The 17,606-nt window shown below is 33.7% G+C and carries 20 protein-coding genes and 1 pseudogene; 5 read left to right on the plus strand and 16 right to left on the minus strand.

Annotated elements, in window-relative coordinates:
* Positions 1-235 precede the first annotated feature (235 nt).
* On the plus strand, positions 236-1,363 hold the full coding sequence (gene tnpB, locus AC1DKZ_RS18775) for an IS200/IS605 family element RNA-guided endonuclease TnpB (RefSeq protein WP_476996834.1): 1,128 nt from the start codon (positions 236-238) through the stop codon (positions 1,361-1,363).
* A gap of 150 nt (positions 1,364-1,513) precedes the next feature.
* Here the strand turns inward: tnpB and AC1DKZ_RS18780 are convergent, their stop codons facing one another.
* The 9 genes and pseudogenes from AC1DKZ_RS18780 to AC1DKZ_RS18820 all read right to left on the minus strand — a co-directional run bounded on the left by AC1DKZ_RS18780 (position 1,514) and on the right by AC1DKZ_RS18820 (position 8,695).
* On the minus strand, positions 1,514-1,795 hold the full coding sequence (locus AC1DKZ_RS18780; protein ID WP_002085886.1) for a phosphatase PAP2 family protein: 282 nt from the start codon (positions 1,793-1,795) through the stop codon (positions 1,514-1,516).
* An 8-nt stretch (positions 1,796-1,803) separates the two neighbouring features.
* The gene (locus tag AC1DKZ_RS18785; protein WP_242308474.1) at positions 1,804-2,913 is read right to left on the minus strand and encodes an alpha/beta hydrolase; all 1,110 of its coding nucleotides are present in this window, start codon (positions 2,911-2,913) and stop codon (positions 1,804-1,806) included.
* A 112-nt stretch (positions 2,914-3,025) separates the two neighbouring features.
* Positions 3,026-3,907 carry an AraC family transcriptional regulator gene (locus AC1DKZ_RS18790; RefSeq protein ID WP_431182152.1) on the minus strand — a complete coding sequence of 294 codons (882 nt, stop codon included), beginning with the start codon at positions 3,905-3,907 and terminating at the stop codon, positions 3,026-3,028.
* Positions 3,908-4,046: 139 nt separating this feature from the next.
* Positions 4,047-4,979, minus strand: a complete 933-nt coding sequence (locus tag AC1DKZ_RS18795; RefSeq protein ID WP_002193007.1) for an aminoglycoside phosphotransferase family protein — start codon at positions 4,977-4,979, stop codon at positions 4,047-4,049.
* An 11-nt stretch (positions 4,980-4,990) separates the two neighbouring features.
* Positions 4,991-5,139: pseudogene (locus tag AC1DKZ_RS18800) on the minus strand (VOC family protein); the annotation flags it as partial.
* 43 nt (positions 5,140-5,182) lie between these two features.
* Positions 5,183-5,818 (minus strand): HAD family hydrolase, encoded by a 636-nt coding sequence (locus tag AC1DKZ_RS18805; protein ID WP_476996835.1) that lies wholly within the window; start codon positions 5,816-5,818, stop codon positions 5,183-5,185.
* Positions 5,819-5,922: 104 nt separating this feature from the next.
* Positions 5,923-6,510, minus strand: a complete 588-nt coding sequence (locus AC1DKZ_RS18810) for a YpjP family protein (RefSeq protein WP_002012605.1) — start codon at positions 6,508-6,510, stop codon at positions 5,923-5,925.
* Between the two features lie 282 nt (positions 6,511-6,792).
* Positions 6,793-7,992, minus strand: a complete 1,200-nt coding sequence (locus tag AC1DKZ_RS18815; RefSeq protein WP_476996836.1) for an ABC transporter permease — start codon at positions 7,990-7,992, stop codon at positions 6,793-6,795.
* Positions 7,985-8,695: an ABC transporter ATP-binding protein gene (locus AC1DKZ_RS18820; RefSeq protein WP_476996837.1), complete on the minus strand. Its 711-nt coding sequence runs from the start codon at positions 8,693-8,695 to the stop codon at positions 7,985-7,987. Before AC1DKZ_RS18820 ends, AC1DKZ_RS18815 begins: the two co-directional genes overlap by 8 nt.
* A 166-nt stretch (positions 8,696-8,861) precedes the next feature.
* On the opposite strand from AC1DKZ_RS18820, the gene AC1DKZ_RS18825 reads away from it, so the two are divergent.
* Positions 8,862-9,293 (plus strand): GNAT family N-acetyltransferase, encoded by a 432-nt coding sequence (locus AC1DKZ_RS18825; protein WP_476996838.1) that lies wholly within the window; start codon positions 8,862-8,864, stop codon positions 9,291-9,293.
* 29 nt (positions 9,294-9,322) lie between these two features.
* The gene (locus tag AC1DKZ_RS18830; protein ID WP_476996839.1) at positions 9,323-9,850 is read left to right on the plus strand and encodes an HAD-IIIA family hydrolase; all 528 of its coding nucleotides are present in this window, start codon (positions 9,323-9,325) and stop codon (positions 9,848-9,850) included.
* Between the two features lie 55 nt (positions 9,851-9,905).
* On the opposite strand, the gene AC1DKZ_RS18835 is transcribed toward AC1DKZ_RS18830, so the two are convergent.
* From AC1DKZ_RS18835 to AC1DKZ_RS18860, 6 genes are all read right to left on the minus strand, one after another.
* Positions 9,906-10,346, minus strand: coding sequence for an N-acetyltransferase family protein (locus AC1DKZ_RS18835; protein ID WP_476996840.1), 441 nt, complete (start codon positions 10,344-10,346; stop codon positions 9,906-9,908).
* Positions 10,343-10,816 carry an SAM-dependent methyltransferase gene (locus AC1DKZ_RS18840; protein ID WP_002085895.1) on the minus strand — a complete coding sequence of 158 codons (474 nt, stop codon included), beginning with the start codon at positions 10,814-10,816 and terminating at the stop codon, positions 10,343-10,345. Before AC1DKZ_RS18840 ends, AC1DKZ_RS18835 begins: the two co-directional genes overlap by 4 nt.
* Positions 10,817-10,904: 88 nt before the next feature.
* Positions 10,905-11,603 (minus strand): aspartate/glutamate racemase family protein, encoded by a 699-nt coding sequence (locus tag AC1DKZ_RS18845; protein ID WP_219302153.1) that lies wholly within the window; start codon positions 11,601-11,603, stop codon positions 10,905-10,907.
* A 146-nt stretch (positions 11,604-11,749) separates the two neighbouring features.
* Positions 11,750-12,952, minus strand: coding sequence for an iron-containing alcohol dehydrogenase (locus AC1DKZ_RS18850; RefSeq protein ID WP_431182148.1), 1,203 nt, complete (start codon positions 12,950-12,952; stop codon positions 11,750-11,752).
* Between the two features lie 377 nt (positions 12,953-13,329).
* Positions 13,330-14,769 (minus strand): GntP family permease, encoded by a 1,440-nt coding sequence (locus tag AC1DKZ_RS18855; RefSeq protein WP_113937769.1) that lies wholly within the window; start codon positions 14,767-14,769, stop codon positions 13,330-13,332.
* A gap of 370 nt (positions 14,770-15,139) precedes the next feature.
* Positions 15,140-15,805, minus strand: coding sequence for an HAD family hydrolase (locus tag AC1DKZ_RS18860; protein ID WP_476996841.1), 666 nt, complete (start codon positions 15,803-15,805; stop codon positions 15,140-15,142).
* 191 nt (positions 15,806-15,996) lie between these two features.
* Between AC1DKZ_RS18860 and AC1DKZ_RS18865 the strand changes: the two genes are divergently transcribed.
* Positions 15,997-16,794 carry a lipid II flippase Amj family protein gene (locus tag AC1DKZ_RS18865; RefSeq protein WP_061673890.1) on the plus strand — a complete coding sequence of 266 codons (798 nt, stop codon included), beginning with the start codon at positions 15,997-15,999 and terminating at the stop codon, positions 16,792-16,794.
* Between the two features lie 24 nt (positions 16,795-16,818).
* Positions 16,819-17,394 (plus strand): nucleotidyltransferase family protein, encoded by a 576-nt coding sequence (locus tag AC1DKZ_RS18870; RefSeq protein WP_113937766.1) that lies wholly within the window; start codon positions 16,819-16,821, stop codon positions 17,392-17,394.
* Between the two features lie 68 nt (positions 17,395-17,462).
* Here AC1DKZ_RS18870 and AC1DKZ_RS18875 read toward each other — a convergent pair.
* A partial coding sequence (locus AC1DKZ_RS18875; protein WP_396022982.1) for an IS3 family transposase occupies positions 17,463-17,606 on the minus strand: 144 nt, incomplete at its 5' end.

Genomic DNA, 17,606 nt, shown 5'->3' on the forward strand with positions numbered 1-17,606 from the left:
TCTATTATTTCGGAATTAGAAATTCACCTTGCAACCAATCCTATTATTGAATTTAATAAATGAAATGAGGATAACCCAAATGCTAAATTATTTATCGTTTTCTGACAGAAGACTCCTTCCTCAAAAATGTGAAGGTGTGAAACACCCATTTTAGGTGGGAGAGGAATGTCAGTAGGCGTAAGCCTACGTTTTTTTGTATACTGTAGATATACGATGAAAAAGTGAGGTGCAACCTATGTTAGTAAATAAAGCATATAAATTTCGTATCTACCCGAATAAGAAACAAGAAATATTAATTGCTAAAACAATCGGTTGCAGTCGCTTTGTATTTAACTATTTCCTTGCTCTTTGGAATGATACGTATAAAGAAGCAAGAAAAGGGTTAACCTACTTTTCTTGCTCTGCCAAGCTTACTCAATTAAAGAAGCAACAGGATACGATTTGGTTAAAAGAAGTAGATAGTATCGCTCTTCAATCCACATTAAAAAACCTCGCAGATGCTTTTTCACGTTTTTTCAAGAAACAGAATGATATGCCTCGATTCAAGTCTAAAAAGAATACAGTTCAATCCTACACAACTAAGCAAACAAACGGAAATATTGGAATTGTAGGCAACACAATAAAATTACCGAAACTTGGCCTTGTTCGCTTTGCTAAAAGTCGTGAAGTAGAAGGGCGTATCTTGCATGCAACGATTCGTCGTAACCCAAGTGGTAAATACTTTGTATCTATCTTTGTTCAAACAAGCGTACAAGAAATGCCTAAAACTGATTCCACTTGTGGAATTGATGTTGGATTAAAAGATTTTGCCATTCTTTCTGATGGCACAACATACAAGAACCCTAAATTCTTCCGTACATTAGAAGAGAAGTTAGCGAAAGCACAACGTATCCTTTCTAGAAGAACAAAAGGTTCTTCGAACTGGAATAAACAACGTGTGAACGTTGCACGAATCCATGAACATATTGCAAATGCAAGAGCTGATTACTTACATAAACTTTCTACTGAAATCATCAAAAACCTCGATGTTATCGGTATGGAAGACTTACAAGTCAGTAACATGCTCAAAAATAGAAAGCTTGCAAAAGCGATTAGTGAAGTATCTTGGTCACAATTTCGGACTATGTTGGAATATAAAGCAAAATGGTATGGCAAACAAGTTGTTATAGTATCTAAAACATTTGCTTCTAGTCAATTATGCTCCAATTGTGAATACAAAAACAAAGACGTTAAAAATCTAACCATTCGTGAGTGGGATTGCCCTTCTTGTGGCGCACATCACGATAGAGATCGAAATGCAGCACTCAATCTTAGAAATGAAGCAATTCGTCTCTTAACCGTAGGAACTACGGGGATAGCCTAATGAATTAGAAACCGTTAGGTTTCTGTACTTAGGAAACTCCCACTTCAAACAGTCCGTGAGAATGTTAAGTGGTGAGTAGTTCAACAAAACAGCTTAATGAACAAGCCATGCATTAATTATTATATTCCCTCAAAGGAAAAGACTTTCTTATTACCGATTCAATGAATGTGGAAGAACATCATTATTATTTGTGCGTTTATTTTTCTTATCTTTCCATATAAATTTTTTCAAACACATAAAAACAGTAACTGAAATAGCGACTCCAACTGTAACATCTGAAGCAAAATGGGCTCCTACCACAATACGACTCATTGGTACTAGTATCTTATTAGTTGGTTCATATAAACTATTGGATATTTGTAAGTCTGTAAATGCAAAGATACATAGTAAAATAGCGAAGCTGGAAATTAATATCACTTTTCTGTTTCCCATCATTTCTCCTACTTTCCACTATGCTTTAATATAAAATTCCCCATCTCAATTGCTAAATCTTCACTTTGAGGATAGACACCTACATTATCTCCATAAGCGTGCCCTAAACCACGATAAAGGACTGTTTCAGTATCCACTCCTTTTTTAGTCAATTTAGCTGCATACGCTAAACATTCTATCATTAAAAAATCATGCTCTCCTACCGTAATAAATGTACTTGGATAGTCCGGGGATACATCAACATATGGACTTAAATACTTAGAATGAATTTCTTTCGTACCAAGTACTTCTGACATACCTCCAACCATTGAATGCATTATATTAAGCATTTTTTCTAATCCTTTTTTATACTTAGGAGCAATTTCATATTTATCTATACTCCAAGAATAAAATTCATCTTCATAGTCACACATATTAAGTGTAGGATACAAAAGCAACTGTCCCTTCACGTACTTCCTACCATCTTCCATATCTTTAGTTGTACAATACTGTGTTAAGTTCCCTCCTGCACTATCACCTGCCACAAAGATATTATTCTTATCCCCGCCTAATGTATCAGCATTTTCATAAATCCACTTTAAAGTAGTGTAGCAATCTGTATGCCCAGTTGGAAAAGGATTTTCCGGAGCTAATCGATAATCCACAGAAACGGCTAGTATATCTGTTTTTTCTACTATCAATTTCACAAGTTCTTCTACTACATCTGGTGATCCTGCCATAAATCCACCACCATGAATAAAGTATAAAACTGGCGCATTCTCTTGTTTAGAAACACTGTTATAAATTCTTATCGGAATATCATATCCATCTTCCGCTTTCACTGTTTTATGCGTAATATTAACGTCTTTAGTGACAATTGGAACACTCTTAATTCCATTAAATTGTTTTCGCATATTCCTTACTGATTTTTCAGAAGCGTCCATTTTCATCATATTTTTAGGCATAAACCTCATTACATTCATTTGAACCTTCGTGTCCTTGTAAAGACGTGGATCCATCGCTCCTTTTTCATCACAATCTGGTATGTTTTTTACTAAAACTTTCGCCCCCTGTACATTGATGGTTTCTTGTTTTTCTTGCATTTTTTCTAATAAGTCTAAGTCATATTTTCTAGTCATCTAATATTTCTCCCCTCTAAATTCAAGCGCTTTCATTATTCAGGATTATATAACTTCCCGTTTACTAAATAAAAATACGTTCCATGTACAAAATGTACCATGGAACGTATTTTTATTGTTGTTCATATTTGATTCGATTATTGTCATTTTTTGATATGATATTTTTCCTATACTGTAATGGTGTATATCCGTATTTTTCTTTAAACTGTGAAATAAATGATTTTACATTTGGAAATCCGTGTTTTACTGCTATATCTTGTATAGAATTTGTACTATTAATAATATCTTCATACGCTTTATAGAGCCTGTATCTCGTTAAAAAAGTGGTGAAATTTGATCCGAACGATTTTTTGAACATACGGGAAAAATGTTCTTCACTTACAAAAAAATGTTTAGCTACATCTTTCAGTTTAAGTTCTTCATCATAATGTTTATAAATATACGTAATCATTTCTTTCTGTTTATTTCCAAGTTGATAATTATTGTCTATACTCTCTCCATCTTTGCAATATCGCAATAGAATATAAACAATTTCATAAATTAAACTATTAATTTTTATGTAACTTAAATCATCAGAATTTGTGACTAACTCCTTTAATTCATAAAATATTTGCTGGAGGTTAGTTTTCTGAACAACTAATTCTTTTATATTAAATCTATATTTATCAAAATCTCCATTTACCTCTTTAAGAAACTCATAAGAAATAATTAACATCATTACTGCACAACTTGTATTTTCAACTTTTTCGAATTCATGAACATCTCCACTATTCACAAAAATAAATTCGCCAGCGGATACTTTCTTTTTTTGCCCATTCACATACAAGAAAACTTCTCCAAATACGACTAGACTAATTTCAATACTTCTATGCCAATGAGGAGGAATATAATAGTGAAAACCAGTAGGTAACATTGTATCCTCTATATATTCAACCATTCCTGGAATTCTATCGCGTAATTTTATTTCTTCATATTTGCCTTGCCTGATTTTCAATAGTCCACCCCCTTTTTATATTATAAAGTAGACGTCAAGGTTTTCATTCCTTCATAAAAAACTACATATATAGTATGTAAAGAGACCGTCTCATGAGTTATTTACAAATAGCAGGTGTGAGATTTCCCACCTGCTATCCTTATTTTTTATTCATCATTTCACTATCAAACCAGATTGGCTTTGATAATTCAAAGTTTTTATGATCCTCTAAAACTATAGTAAGACGTTCTAACGTATCATCTAACATATGCGGTGCTGCTCGTAAGGACCAGACAACTGATGAGAAAACTGTCATGCCAACGTACACCGCATATAATTTCCAGAACTCCTCTGGTATTCTCCCATTAAAGTATCCTTCTATTTGTCCGATTGAATATGGAATACTAATGTCCCTTGCAAATAGTGCTATTTTTACGAAATCATGAAGTGGGTCGCCCCAGTCGTAGCCATTAAAATCAACAACACCTACATATTTCGCATCACGTACAATTATATTTTCTAAATGAAAATCATCGTGTTGAAATCGATTTGGGCGGTTCTTTAAATATTTTTCATTTTCATCTATAAACTTTATGATTTTATCATCATTTTTAATTTGTATTCCGCATGTTTTATATGCCTCTACATATTTTCGATGTTTTTTCATTGCTCTTTCATACCATGGGAGTATATCCTTAGGAGCTTCATGTGTATGCATTTTTGCTAAGTCTTTTCCTGCTGCTATACCAATATCATATTGTTCTCTTGGCGTATATGTAGTCAATAGCTTCTTAGCATCTTCTCCTTCTAAATATGAAAAAATACTATAACATAAATCTTCTTCCTCCAATATACCGAGTTCAATTGGTCTTTGAGCCTGCACGTTACGTTTTACCATTTCATTTAAAATTTGAAACTCTATTTTTTTCCTATCATACTCTTTTATATCACCTGTCCGTAATAAATATTTTTTATCATCACTAGTCGTAATAATATATTTTTTATCAGGTGAGAAACCTTTAGAGATTTCTTCAATATTTGCAGCATCTTTTACTATTTGTATATTGTTTTTCCACGTTGTAATTATCTTCATGTCTATTCTCCTTACATTTCTGTATTCGGTGTATACGCAACCTCTACAATAAAGCCCTTCGGGTTATAAAAGTCTATTGTATAGTAACATCCGAATAATGATTCATTTCAATTGGACCACGTATAACCTTCACCTTATTGCCAGTAAGAAACTTTGCTACCCAAAATTCAATATGATGAATACCTGCTCAAAGTTTATTTATATTAAGAATGTGCCGCCTGTACTACTTGCACAATTTCCCCTGGCGTATTAACCATATAATCTGGCGCGTCTCCTTTTACTGCCTCAATTACGTCATACCCCCACGAAACCCAAATGACATTCACACCAGCTTTTTTACAAGCTGCAATATCACGTTGTTCATCACCGACATACAACATATCTTGTTCTGTTAGCTTTTTCGACTTTAAAAATCTTTTAATCATTTTATCTTTACCAAACAAATTTTTAGAACAATACACTTCTTGAATATTTTCTATGCCATTACTATGTAAAAATGCCCTAATATGCTCTTCTGAGTTCGAAGATATAACCGCAATCCCGTAGCCTTTTTTATGTAATTCATCTAATACATCCTTCATCCCATGGAATAAAACGAGATCTTTTATGGCAGGTTGATATAATTTATAAAACTCTAACGCCAATATAGGAAGTTTATAAAGTGGTACATCGAGTTTTTTACATCTTTCAAAAATAGTCAATTTTCGTAAAGGCTCAATTTCTTCCTCACTAACTGTCTTATATCCATGCTTTTCAGCAAGTTGATTATAAATTGGTACAAATATATTTTGTGAATCTACTAATGTGCCATCAAAGTCAAAAACGATATATTTTTGCATCCCCATACTCCCTTTTTTCTTTTTTCCTAAACATATGTTATTCAACAACATAAATGTCGTATCCTTTCATAAAGAAAAAAAGAACAAGATTTCTCTCGTTCTTTTTAAGACAACCATTTCGGCGGTACATTCGTATTCCAATAAATATTTCCTAACTCATGGTGTCCTGAATATCCATCATCAAAACGATGATAGTGGAAATTAAAATAATATCCATCTTGCGGTGGATGATCTCTCCTCACATGAAATCGCAGTAAGTCATTTCCTGATTTTGTGTCATAAACATGAAAAATCTTTTCATTATTTCCACCAGCTGGTTTTTGAGAAATCGCTAATGATTGTAACGATTCTTCTGGCACATCATTTGCAAGTTCCGCAATTGCCTCTTCAATTTTAGGTAATACAACATCTTTAAATTCATCTTCAATTACAGGCCCAATTTTAGAGCCGAATTTTTGCATAGATTGCTTCTCTGCTTCTTGCATCGCATAGTTAACAAAAGTATCGGTGGTTAACCTATCATTTGTTTCTTCATATGTATAGGACGTACTCTCCAAATTTTGTTGCCCAGCTGTGCTCGTAGGCTTGTCCGCAGCTTTGGCATTATCAAGTAATATGGAAGGAGGCGTCACTAAACCAAACGTAAATACGGTAATTAATGCGACTAAGGTTTTTCTAAACCAATTTGGCATTTATGTTCCCTCCCCTTTCACTCATTATATTTTATATAACGGTTGTTTCTTCTATTATACAAAATGATTGTAATTTTTGCACTTTACAATTTTGTTAACGTTCACATATTTTTCACTTGAATATGAAATTGTAAGATTTCATACACTATAAATACAACAACAATGAGGGGGCAATCAGATGACTTTAGATGTCGTGTACTCAGCCGCAAGCATACTCCTTTTAGTATATTTTATTTACCAGTGTGTTACAGACTAGAAAAAGAGCCATTTCCGGCTCTTTTTCTATGGTAAAAATACAATCCAACCAATGAATACTATAAAAATAACCCCAATAATTATTGCTGGCAATAAATAAAACTGTGAGAGAATGACTGTTCCGTACATAAATACGACTGGAAGGAGCAAATAACGATCCGCCTTCCACCTTAATAATAGTAATTCTCCTTCATCACAATATAAATGTAGAAACATTTTCTTCGTAAATTCATTCCAATAATCACGCGCATAGCGAGAAATAGCAACTATAGCAAATACAAGAATAATAGCTGTTATCCACTGCGGAGTCACGATAATACTTACAGTGCTTATACATACAATTTGAACATAAAACATTAAAGCACTACTTGTACGCAAAAATTCTTTTAAAAAAGCTTCTACAATACGCGAATCAGAATTTTTTCCTAATATCTTTTTAGACCGAGGGAACATCCACGGTTTTTTATTCGAACTACTCGGCTTCGCAGCATGACCACCAACTTGCATAATCCCTACAGTCCAGCGCATACTTTCTTCTTTTTCTTTCTCAACTTCTTTAAAAAAGAAATTTTTATAATTCATCTTTTCTTTTACTAAGACTACAGTAAGTACAGCTACTAGGCCGGTAAATAATATGAAATACAATGGATTTTTAAAAATGAAAAATACACTCATTCCAAAACAGACTAAACTTAAAGAAAATATAACATCTTTTATAATCAATAAAACCCATCGTTTCCCCACACGTACATTTATGAATCTCGTCAACAACGATAGCATAAATCGAAAAACAGTAAAGAACATCCAGAACAGTACGATTTGTATAATTGTCGCTCCCGTACTTTTCATCAGTATAGGCAGCATAATGAATACTACAATTGCGTTCGTTATTGCAATCCGAATTAACGTATATATCATGCCAAGCTTCATTAATTTTCGCATATGATTTGGGTACGAAATTAAAAATAAACTATCTGCTTGTTCAAAAAATGAGCGAACTCCTCTTGAAAATGTGACAAAATAAAACGCGAGTAAACCTAACCCAAAATAGATGGTCTCTTCCATCGATAATTCTTTCATCCATAGTGAACGATAATAGATCCCCGCAAATATAAGTGCTGGAATAATAATATATAATGCGACTGTCCAATCTGTTACAGAACGAATCGCTTTCCATTTTCTTTGCAATTCATGACGTAACCTTTTATTAAACTGTTGTTTAATCATGTTGTTCCCGCCTTACAATTGCATCGAAACAATCTAACAGTGTACTTCCTGGCATTTCTGCTAACGATTGGATCGCCTCTAAATGCCCATCTGCTACTAACGTACCTTGCGAAATGAGTAAAAATCTTTCACAAATTCTTTCAGCTGTATCCAGTACGTGCGTACAAAGTAAAATTCCGGCTCCTCGCTCTTTTTCTTTATATAAGTAGTTCAAGAATTCTTTCGTAGCTACTGGATCTAAACCAATAAAAGGCTCATCAATAATATAAAAATCTGGCTCTGTTAAAAATGCTAGTATAAGCATCGATTTTTGTTTCATACCTTTTGAAAACTTTGATATGTATTCGTGTATATGTTTTTCCATTCGAAACGTATGTAATAATTCCCTTGCTTTGTCCTCCCAATTTCCTACTTTATTTCCACGAGCAGCCATTAACAATTCAATATGCTCCCATAAAGTTAAATAATCATAATAAGTGGGATGCTCCGGTACATAGGCATATGGATTTTTCTTTTCACCAAACGAAATTTCACCATCCATATTGACAAGCAAACCGAGTATCGATTTAATTGTCGTACTCTTTCCTGCACCATTTGCACCAATAAGAGCCACTAACTCTCCTTTTTCAATTGCAAATGCAATATCATGAACTGTCTTTTCACCAATTTCATATCCGGCTGAGCGGATATTCACTTCTAGCATACATTCCCCTTCTTTCCATTTACAATACAATCAAGGAAAATGATAACATATCCCTCCTAATATAGTATTATATCATTTCTAAAATATTTGTTTCGGTAGCAGGAAAAAACATACTTTAACAGAATATTTAATGTTTGAAGATTTTAAAGTAAATGGGGTTGATCATATGTCAGTTCAAATTCGTGAAGCGACTATAGATGATATAGATTCACTTTGTTCTCTTACAAAAGAATTAAAAGGATCCTCTATCTCTAATGAAGATATGAATAATCGTTTACAATTCGTAAAAATGAGCCCTTTTGATTTTTTATATGTTTATGAGGAAGAGAATACTATTTTTGGATTACTAGGATTTCGTATACGTGAAAATTTAGAAGATGTAACTCGTTATGGAGAAATTTCAATTATTAGTGTTGATTCTACAATACGTCGTAAAGGTATTGGACAAGTGTTAATGGACTACGCAGAACAATTAGCAAAAGAGCATAACTGTATTGGTACTTGGCTTGTTAGTGGAATGAACCGAAAAGAAGCACACCCCTTCTATGAAAAATTGGGCTATGAAGTGAATGGGTATCGATTTGTAAAACATTTGTAAACTACTGGTACAAAGAAAGGACTATAACTATGAAAAACATTGAAGCAATATTCATTGATCGTGACGGAACAATTGGCGGTGATACTACAATACATTATCCAGGTTCTTTCACGTTATTTCCTTTTACAAAGGAATCTTTACAAAGGTTAAAAGCTCAAAATATTAAACTATTCTCTTTTACGAATCAACCAGGTATCGCGGATGGAAAAGCAACTGCGAATGATTTTGTGCAAGAATTAAAAAGGTTTGGTTTTGATGATATTTATCTATGTCCTCATAAACATGGTGGCGGATGTGAATGCCGCAAACCGAGCACAGGTATGCTCCTGCAAGCAGCGGAAAAACATGGGCTTGATTTAACAAAATGCGCTGTAATCGGTGATCGCTGGACAGATATTGTTGCTGGGGCAAAAGTAAATACAACGACTATATTAGTTCAAACTGGTGCTGGATATGATGCTTTACATACGTTCCGAGATAAATGGGCACATATTGAACCAAATTACATCGCAAAAAACTTTGAAGATGCTACAAATTGGATTTTAAATCATCGATAAAAAAATTAAATGAGACGTCTTCACTTTGAAAACGTCTCATTTAACTATATATATTTCAAAAAGTTAATTCATAATGGAAATAACGATTATCTCTTAAATATCCATTTTCAGCATATAATCGCTGTGCTGATAAATTATCAATCTCTGTTTGTAATTTTACACCTTTTGCACCATTTTCTAATGCAAATTCTTTTGCAGCTTCTAACAATTTTTTACCTGTTCCGGATCCGCGCTTCGCCTTTTGTACAAACAGATCATTTAAAATCCATAACTCTTTCATCGAAATAGAAGAAAATGATGGATATAGTTGCGTGAACCCGATATATTCTCCATCTTCAACTGCCACGAAAATAATGGATTCTTTTCTCTCGATTCGATTTCGTAAAAATACTTTTGCTCCTTCAATATCGGAATCTTGTCGATAAAATACGCGATAGTTATTAAAAACAGATGTTAGTCCATCTAAATCTGCAATTGTTGCCTCATATATTCTCATTTTGTTTTATTCCCCTTCCAATATTGTTTCATAATATCCGTTACCCATTTAGGCTGTAGAATTTCTTCTTTCGGCATAAACTCTTTCATTATCGGCTTTATATCCAATATAGGGGTGCCATCAATAGCATCTAACCCCTCGACAATAATTGATTTGCCTTCTCTTTTGATCACCTTTACAATTGTAGCTCCTATGCGATTCGGACGATTTTTCCCGCGCTGTGCAAAAATGCCTACTTTAGGATAATCATTATTATTTCTAGGATGTCTAGCAAAATATTGAATTTGTTCATCAGTTACTTTATGAAAATAAAAGACAACTTCAATATGAGAAAAATCTTCAATCCCTTGTATACTTTCCTCTGTATACATATCAGTTAAAGTAATATAGGATCTTACTTCTCCCCACTCATCATCTTTTATTTCCTTTCTTTCATTATGTACAAATGCGATTGGCTGAACTGAAAACATCCGCATTCCCCCTTAAATGTAACCACTTACATTATAAAATATTTTCTGAATGTTTTCCAGACAAATGAGTTAAGTTTACATAATATAATTACAATCTATTATGTAAAGCGAAATTGACTGCTTCAATCGCGTGTATATGCGTTGTATCAAATATTGGAACTGATATGTCTTCCTGTTTTATTAATAACCCTATTTCTGTACACCCTAATATTATTCCTTGCGCCCCTTTTTGCACTAACTCTTCTATAACTCTTTTATAATACTCTCTAGATTGAGATGTTATCTTTCCTAAACATAATTCTTTGTATATTACTTCATTTATTTTTTCTCTATCTTTTCCTAATGGTACTATTACTTTTATATCATTCTCTTCTATACGTGATTTATAGAAATCTTGCTCCATCGTATATTTTGTTCCAAGCAGACCAACCGATTGAATACCTTTTCTATTTATTTCTTTTGCAGTTGCATCCGCAATATGTAATACTGGAATGTTAATATTCTCCTTTATTTTCTCAACTACTTTATGCATTGTATTTGTGCAAATGATTATAAAGTCTGCTCCTCCTTTCTGCAATGAATACGCCGTATTCCCTAATACTTCTCCTGCTCCATCCCAATCTCCGCTAGACTGGAATCGTTCAATCTCTTCAAAATTCACACTATTAATCAGACATTTGGCTGAATGTAATCCACCTAATCTACTTTTTATTTCTTCATTTAAAATTCGATAATATTCTGAAGTTGATTCCCAACTCATACCACCTATAAGACCTATCGTTTTCATAGTAAACACCTACCTAAACTATTTTTATAAAACTAATAACAACATTTTATTATGTATATTATACACAATAAAACAAGACTTTAAATTTATAATATAAAGTCTTGTTTTAACTATTTCCAAGGAAATTTTATTATAATATTCTGAAATTAAAACCCTGATGTTTTTATAGAATCTTCATATTGATAATTAAAACACTCTCGATACAACTGTTTGATTTCATCATAAGAAGGAACTCGTGGATTATTTCCTGGGCTACCACTTGCAATTGCATCTTTCGCCATTTTAGAAATAGCATTTTCAAATTCAACTTCGTCAATTCCGTATTCTCTTAAATTAGGAATACGAAGATCAAAACAAAGTTTCTTAATTTCAGCAATCGTGTAGTTCGCTACTTCTTCATCAGAATGAGAATACAAATCTTTGTTTAAGCTACGTCCTACTTCTGCTAACCTTTTTATTGCACTCATTTTTGTAAACTCTAAAACTGTAGGTAATAGTATTGCATTCGATATTCCATGTGGTACATGGAATAATGCTCCCACTGGACGGGACATACCATGCACTAATGTAACAGATGCATTTGAAAAAGCAATCCCAGCTTGTAATGAAGCAATCATCATTGCTTCCCTTGCTTCCATATTATCTCCATCTTCATATGCGATACGTAAATATTTCATAATGCTTTCAATAGCTGAAAGAGCAAGAACATCTGTAAGAGGTTGTGAAACTTTAGAAATATAAGCTTCAATTGCATGGCATAATGCATCTACTCCCGTTGCTGCAGTAATATGAGGTGGTACCGAACTTGTAAAAATCGGGTCTATTATAGCAACATGAGGGATAAAGCTTGGATGTTTTATCATCATTTTCACATCTGTTTTTTTATTTGTAATTACTGCTACACTTGTTACTTCCGATCCAGTACCAGAAGTCGTCGGGATTGCGATTAGCGGTAGTGGATTGTATTCTATTTCTATATCCTTTTGGACGTAATCTTCAATTTCTCCACCATTTGTATATAACACTGCTACTGCTTTCGCAGCATCAATACAGCTTCCTCCTCCAATACCTATGATAAAATCGCATTTTCCTTCTTTACAAATAGATAACGCTTCCAATACGTGTGAATTTGTAGGCTCAGTGTTTACTTCATTGTACGTAATAACAGTAATCCCTTTTGCATTTAAGTGATCCACACATCTTTCAACATAACCCAAACTCTCCATAATTGTATCACTTACAATAAAAGCCCTTTTCCCTAACTTTCTTGATTGATCCCCTAGTTTTTCAAACGAATTTCTCCCATATAATACAGACTTCGGCATACGAAACTCAGCAACTTCTTGCAAGTACTCCACCCCTTCTATCTATAATAAATATTTGCAACTACTCAGCCATGCATTTCATTCAGGAGTTTGATAAAGTCTATTATTCCAGTTAAAATAAGCCCCCTTATTAACTATAGAAAGTTGTTTTCATTTTTCAGCATATAGATTGCTGCCATGAAGTTAAAAATGGGCCTACACCTTACTACCTTTCTTTGTTTTAAAACTTTGCGCGTGGCAGGAAAGGCCCTGACCGCTCCTATAAATATCCAGGTCCTCTCTTGGCCAACTAAAAAACTTTTCTGCCTGTTTTTCATAGAGTGACTGAGTAGTTACAATAAATATTTTATTATGTAAAATATCAATCTAATAAATATTTTCTTTTCGTATATTAACTAGTATTAATAGATCCCTGTTAAAGTATAGAATGCGATGACTGCAAATACAGCAATCGTTTTCAAAATTGTAATAGCAAATATATCCTTATATGACTGTTTATGTGTTAATCCTGTTACCGTTAGAATAGTAATAATTGCCCCATTATGTGGTAATGTATCCATTCCGCCTGATGCCATTGATACAATGCGGTGCATAACTTCTAATGGAATGTTATATTGCGTTGCTGCAGCAATAAATTTATCACCCATCGCACTTAACACAATTCCCATTCCGCCTGATGCTGAACCTGTAATTCCAGCTAAAATATTCGTCGTTACTGCCCCATTTACTAATGGATTCGTGAAAGTTGCAGAGATGCTATCTCTCATAATTGCAAAGCCTGGAAGTGCTGCAATAACACCACCAAATCCAAATTCAGCTCCTGTATTCATTGTTGCAAGTAGCGCTCCACCAATACTTGTATTCAATCCAGCTTGAAATCCAGTTACTACTCGTTTCCAATATAATAAAAGCGTTGATAAAATCCCTATAATAAGTGCCAATTCTACAGACCAAATCCCAACTACCGCACTTAATTCAACTTTTCCAAATGCTTTCATACCAATAGCTGAGAAATCAAAACCATCTGGATACCACTTTGGTATCATGATTGTGAAAACTTTATTCATTACACCTACTAAAATAAGTGGTACAAACGCAATTACTTGCTGTACTCTTGTAATTTCAATACTGCTTAATATCGGCATATCTTTTTGTTCTAATTGCAAAGATGCTGCCATTTCAGAATTTCCATCGTTAAAACCAAAATACCCTTCTCCTGCTGCTTTTGCCTTCTTACGCTTACTCTCTAAATAAAGTAAACCTAACGTTAAAACAAAGATTGCGCCTAAAATACCAAGTATCGGTGCTGCATAAATATCAGTTTTAAAAAAAGTTGTAGGTATTACGTTTTGAATTTGTGGCGATCCAGGAAGCGCATCCATTGTAAATGTTGCTGCTCCAAGAACGATTGTGCCAGGGATTAAACGCTTTGGAATATCCGCTTGTCGAAACAACTTCGCCGCAAACGGAAATATAGCGAACACCACTACATACACACTAACACCGCTATACGTTAAAATAGCTCCCATTAAAACGATTGCTAAAATTGTACGTTTTTCTCCAACTAACTCTACAATCGTCTTTGCGATGGAATCAGCGATTCCTGACATTTCTACTACTTTCCCAAATATTGCTCCAAGTAAAAACACTGGGAAATATAATTTAATAAATCCTACCATTTTCTCCATAAAAATATTTGAAAAGAAAGGTAATACAAAACTAGGCTCTGTCAAAAATACCGCAAATAATGCAAAAATCGGTGCGAATAATATTACAGAAAATCCTTTATATGCTACAAACATGAGTAAACTAAGTGCTAATAAAATAATAACTAGCTCCAATTATAACCCTCCTTTTAAACTGAAAATTCAATCTTTTAATGGCGAACTTTTACTCGTATTTCGAACCCTTTTATTTCATGACATTCCTCCTCTTTTTATCCCGCTATTTGCGGGCAGTAAGACTCCCACCTTAAAATTCAGCAAATGTGCAGAAGCTAGGCGGGATATCAACTGCTCGTAACAGCCCGATTGGTGAGGGCTGATAATCAGTGCCGGATGGACAAAACTTCCACTAATTAAAGTTTTACTTTATTACAAATTTTTCATGCTAAAATTGTCTAATTATAGTATTCGATTACATATGTAAAATCCCTTTAAACAAAAACGATTTCATCGTCATATGTTATAAAGGGATTTCTAGGTTCTATTTCTATAGTTTTATCGTACTATTCTCTATACAAAAGCTTTGTAACTCTTCGACATCTTTCACTATATGAATCGCCCCAGCATCACTCAATTCAATCTCACTACCATATCCATACAATACACCTATTGAGGCAATTCCGTTACTGTTCGCACCGATTACGTCATGCTTTCTATCACCAATCATCACCATTTCTTCTTTTTTGAGTTCTTCATTTGTTTGTAAAATATGAGCAATTATTTCTTCCTTTTTTATTCTTGTCCCATCTAAATTACTCCCAACAATCTCTTCAAAAAAAGATGTTAACTGAAAGTGCTCTATTACTTGTTTCGCAAATACAGTAGGCTTTGAAGTTGCTACAAACAAACGATTGCCAGCATCCTTTAATTCTTGCAACAGGGTTGTAATTCCATCGTATACTTTATTCTCTAATAAACCACTTTGCTTTAAATACTCCCGAAAGTAAAACACTGCTCGTTCTACTTCTATTTCGTTCATATTATATCTATCTACAAAAGATTGTTGTATTGGTGGGCCGATAAATGAATCTAACTCGCTTATATTTACTTCTTCAATCCCGATTTTTTCTAACGCGTATAGAACAGAATTTATAATCCCTTCTTTCGGATCCGTTAATGTTCCATCTAAATCAAATAGAAATGTTTTATACATATTTAATTCCCCCACTGATTTTATATGTACCCCATTAAAGCCATGCTCCTACTTAGCCCTTTACTATACTATCACCATTTAACTTTTCAGAAAATTACTTTTTCTTATCCTTATACTTTCAGTTACAAAATCACAAAAGATATGATAAAGTGAAAAAGTTATACTCAATTTAATAGAAACTGGTGAATCAAATGTCAATTACATTAATTTTTATAATGGCTTTCACAATTGTTATCCACGCGGTTGAAACTAGCTCTTATAGTATTCGATTAGCTGGTGTTCGTTTAAAAAAGATTGTCGTTGCCTTATCCATCGTAGGAATGGTACTACTTATTTCAAGAACATCTAACTTACTACAAGCTTTTTTAATTGGTGGTATTGTCGATGAAGCAAAGCTAGATTCTTCTATTGATTTAGAGCATATTATACGGCTCGTTCTATTATCTGCTTCTGTCGGTACATTGCTCGCGATTATACTCTACCCAACTTTGACAAAGCTATTTGGATACGTTATTCAAAACTTTGAAACGGATGGTTCATTCATTCGAATGATGAAAACAAATAACATTCAAAAATTAAAGTACACAAAAAAATATGTACGCTTTCCAAAGCTTGAGATGATTCATCGAATGCGTATTGGCGGAATTCCGAAGCGAATTATGCTTATTAATATGTTTGCCACTGCCATTTATACAGCTGGTGTTCTTTCCGCACTATATGCTTCTTTTTTAAATCCGACTTATGCAACAAATGCAAGTACAGCTTCTGGCCTTGTGAATGGTTTCGCCACTATTTTATTAACAGTGCTACTCGATCCACGCATTGCCCTTTTAACAGAACGTGCTTTACAATCTGAAAAGGGTGCTGAGGCAATGAGTAAAATGTATGGTTGGCTAATGATATCTAGACTTTTCGGCACATTATTGGCACAACTACTATTTGTACCAGGTGCTTACTGGATTTTATGGATTATTGAACTGATGCATTAATTTACTAGAAAGGTGAATGTATCAATGAAGATAAAAACAGAGCAAGATATAATTCGTTTTATAGAAAACGACGAATGGATGATGTATGTATTAAAAATGGCAAAATCACTAGAGCTACCTGATTGGTGGATTTGTGCTGGGTTTGTCCGTTCTAAAATTTGGGATACTTTACATAACTACGAAGTAAGAACGGCTACGCCAGATGTCGATGTCATTTATTATGATCCATTACATAAAGATGAGGCGTACGAACAATCATTAAAACAGAAGCTGGCGAATATGGATGCCTCTATCCCTTGGTCAGTAAAAAATCAAACTCGCATGCATGTAGTGAATGGAATGCCACCATACTCTTCTTCTGTTGATGCTATTTCTAAATTTCCTGAAACAGCAACCGCTTTAGGAGTTACGCTTGACGAGCAAAACAATCTCATATTAACAGCTCCATGTGGAATTGAAGATGTACTTTCATTACAAGTGAAACCTACACCTCATTTTCTGGAAACGAAAGAACGAATACATATGTACAACAAAAGAGTTAATCAAAAGAAATGGCAAAGCAAATGGCCTAACATTACAATCACTTATCCCGAAATTTAAAAAGGGTGCTTCTCATTATGAACTGTACCCTATAAAATGGACAGTTTAATAAAAAAGCCCTGAAAAAATCAAGCACTTAAAAGGTGGTTCCGATATTCGATCGGAGCCATCTTTTTTAATGTCCACTGATAACGATTATAATTATACTCCTCCATATAATCCTTTATGTTGAGCTCAAGGGATTCAAAGGTTTGACAATCTTTATAATCTAA

This window comes from Bacillus sp. 05T21 (assembly GCF_056396785.1).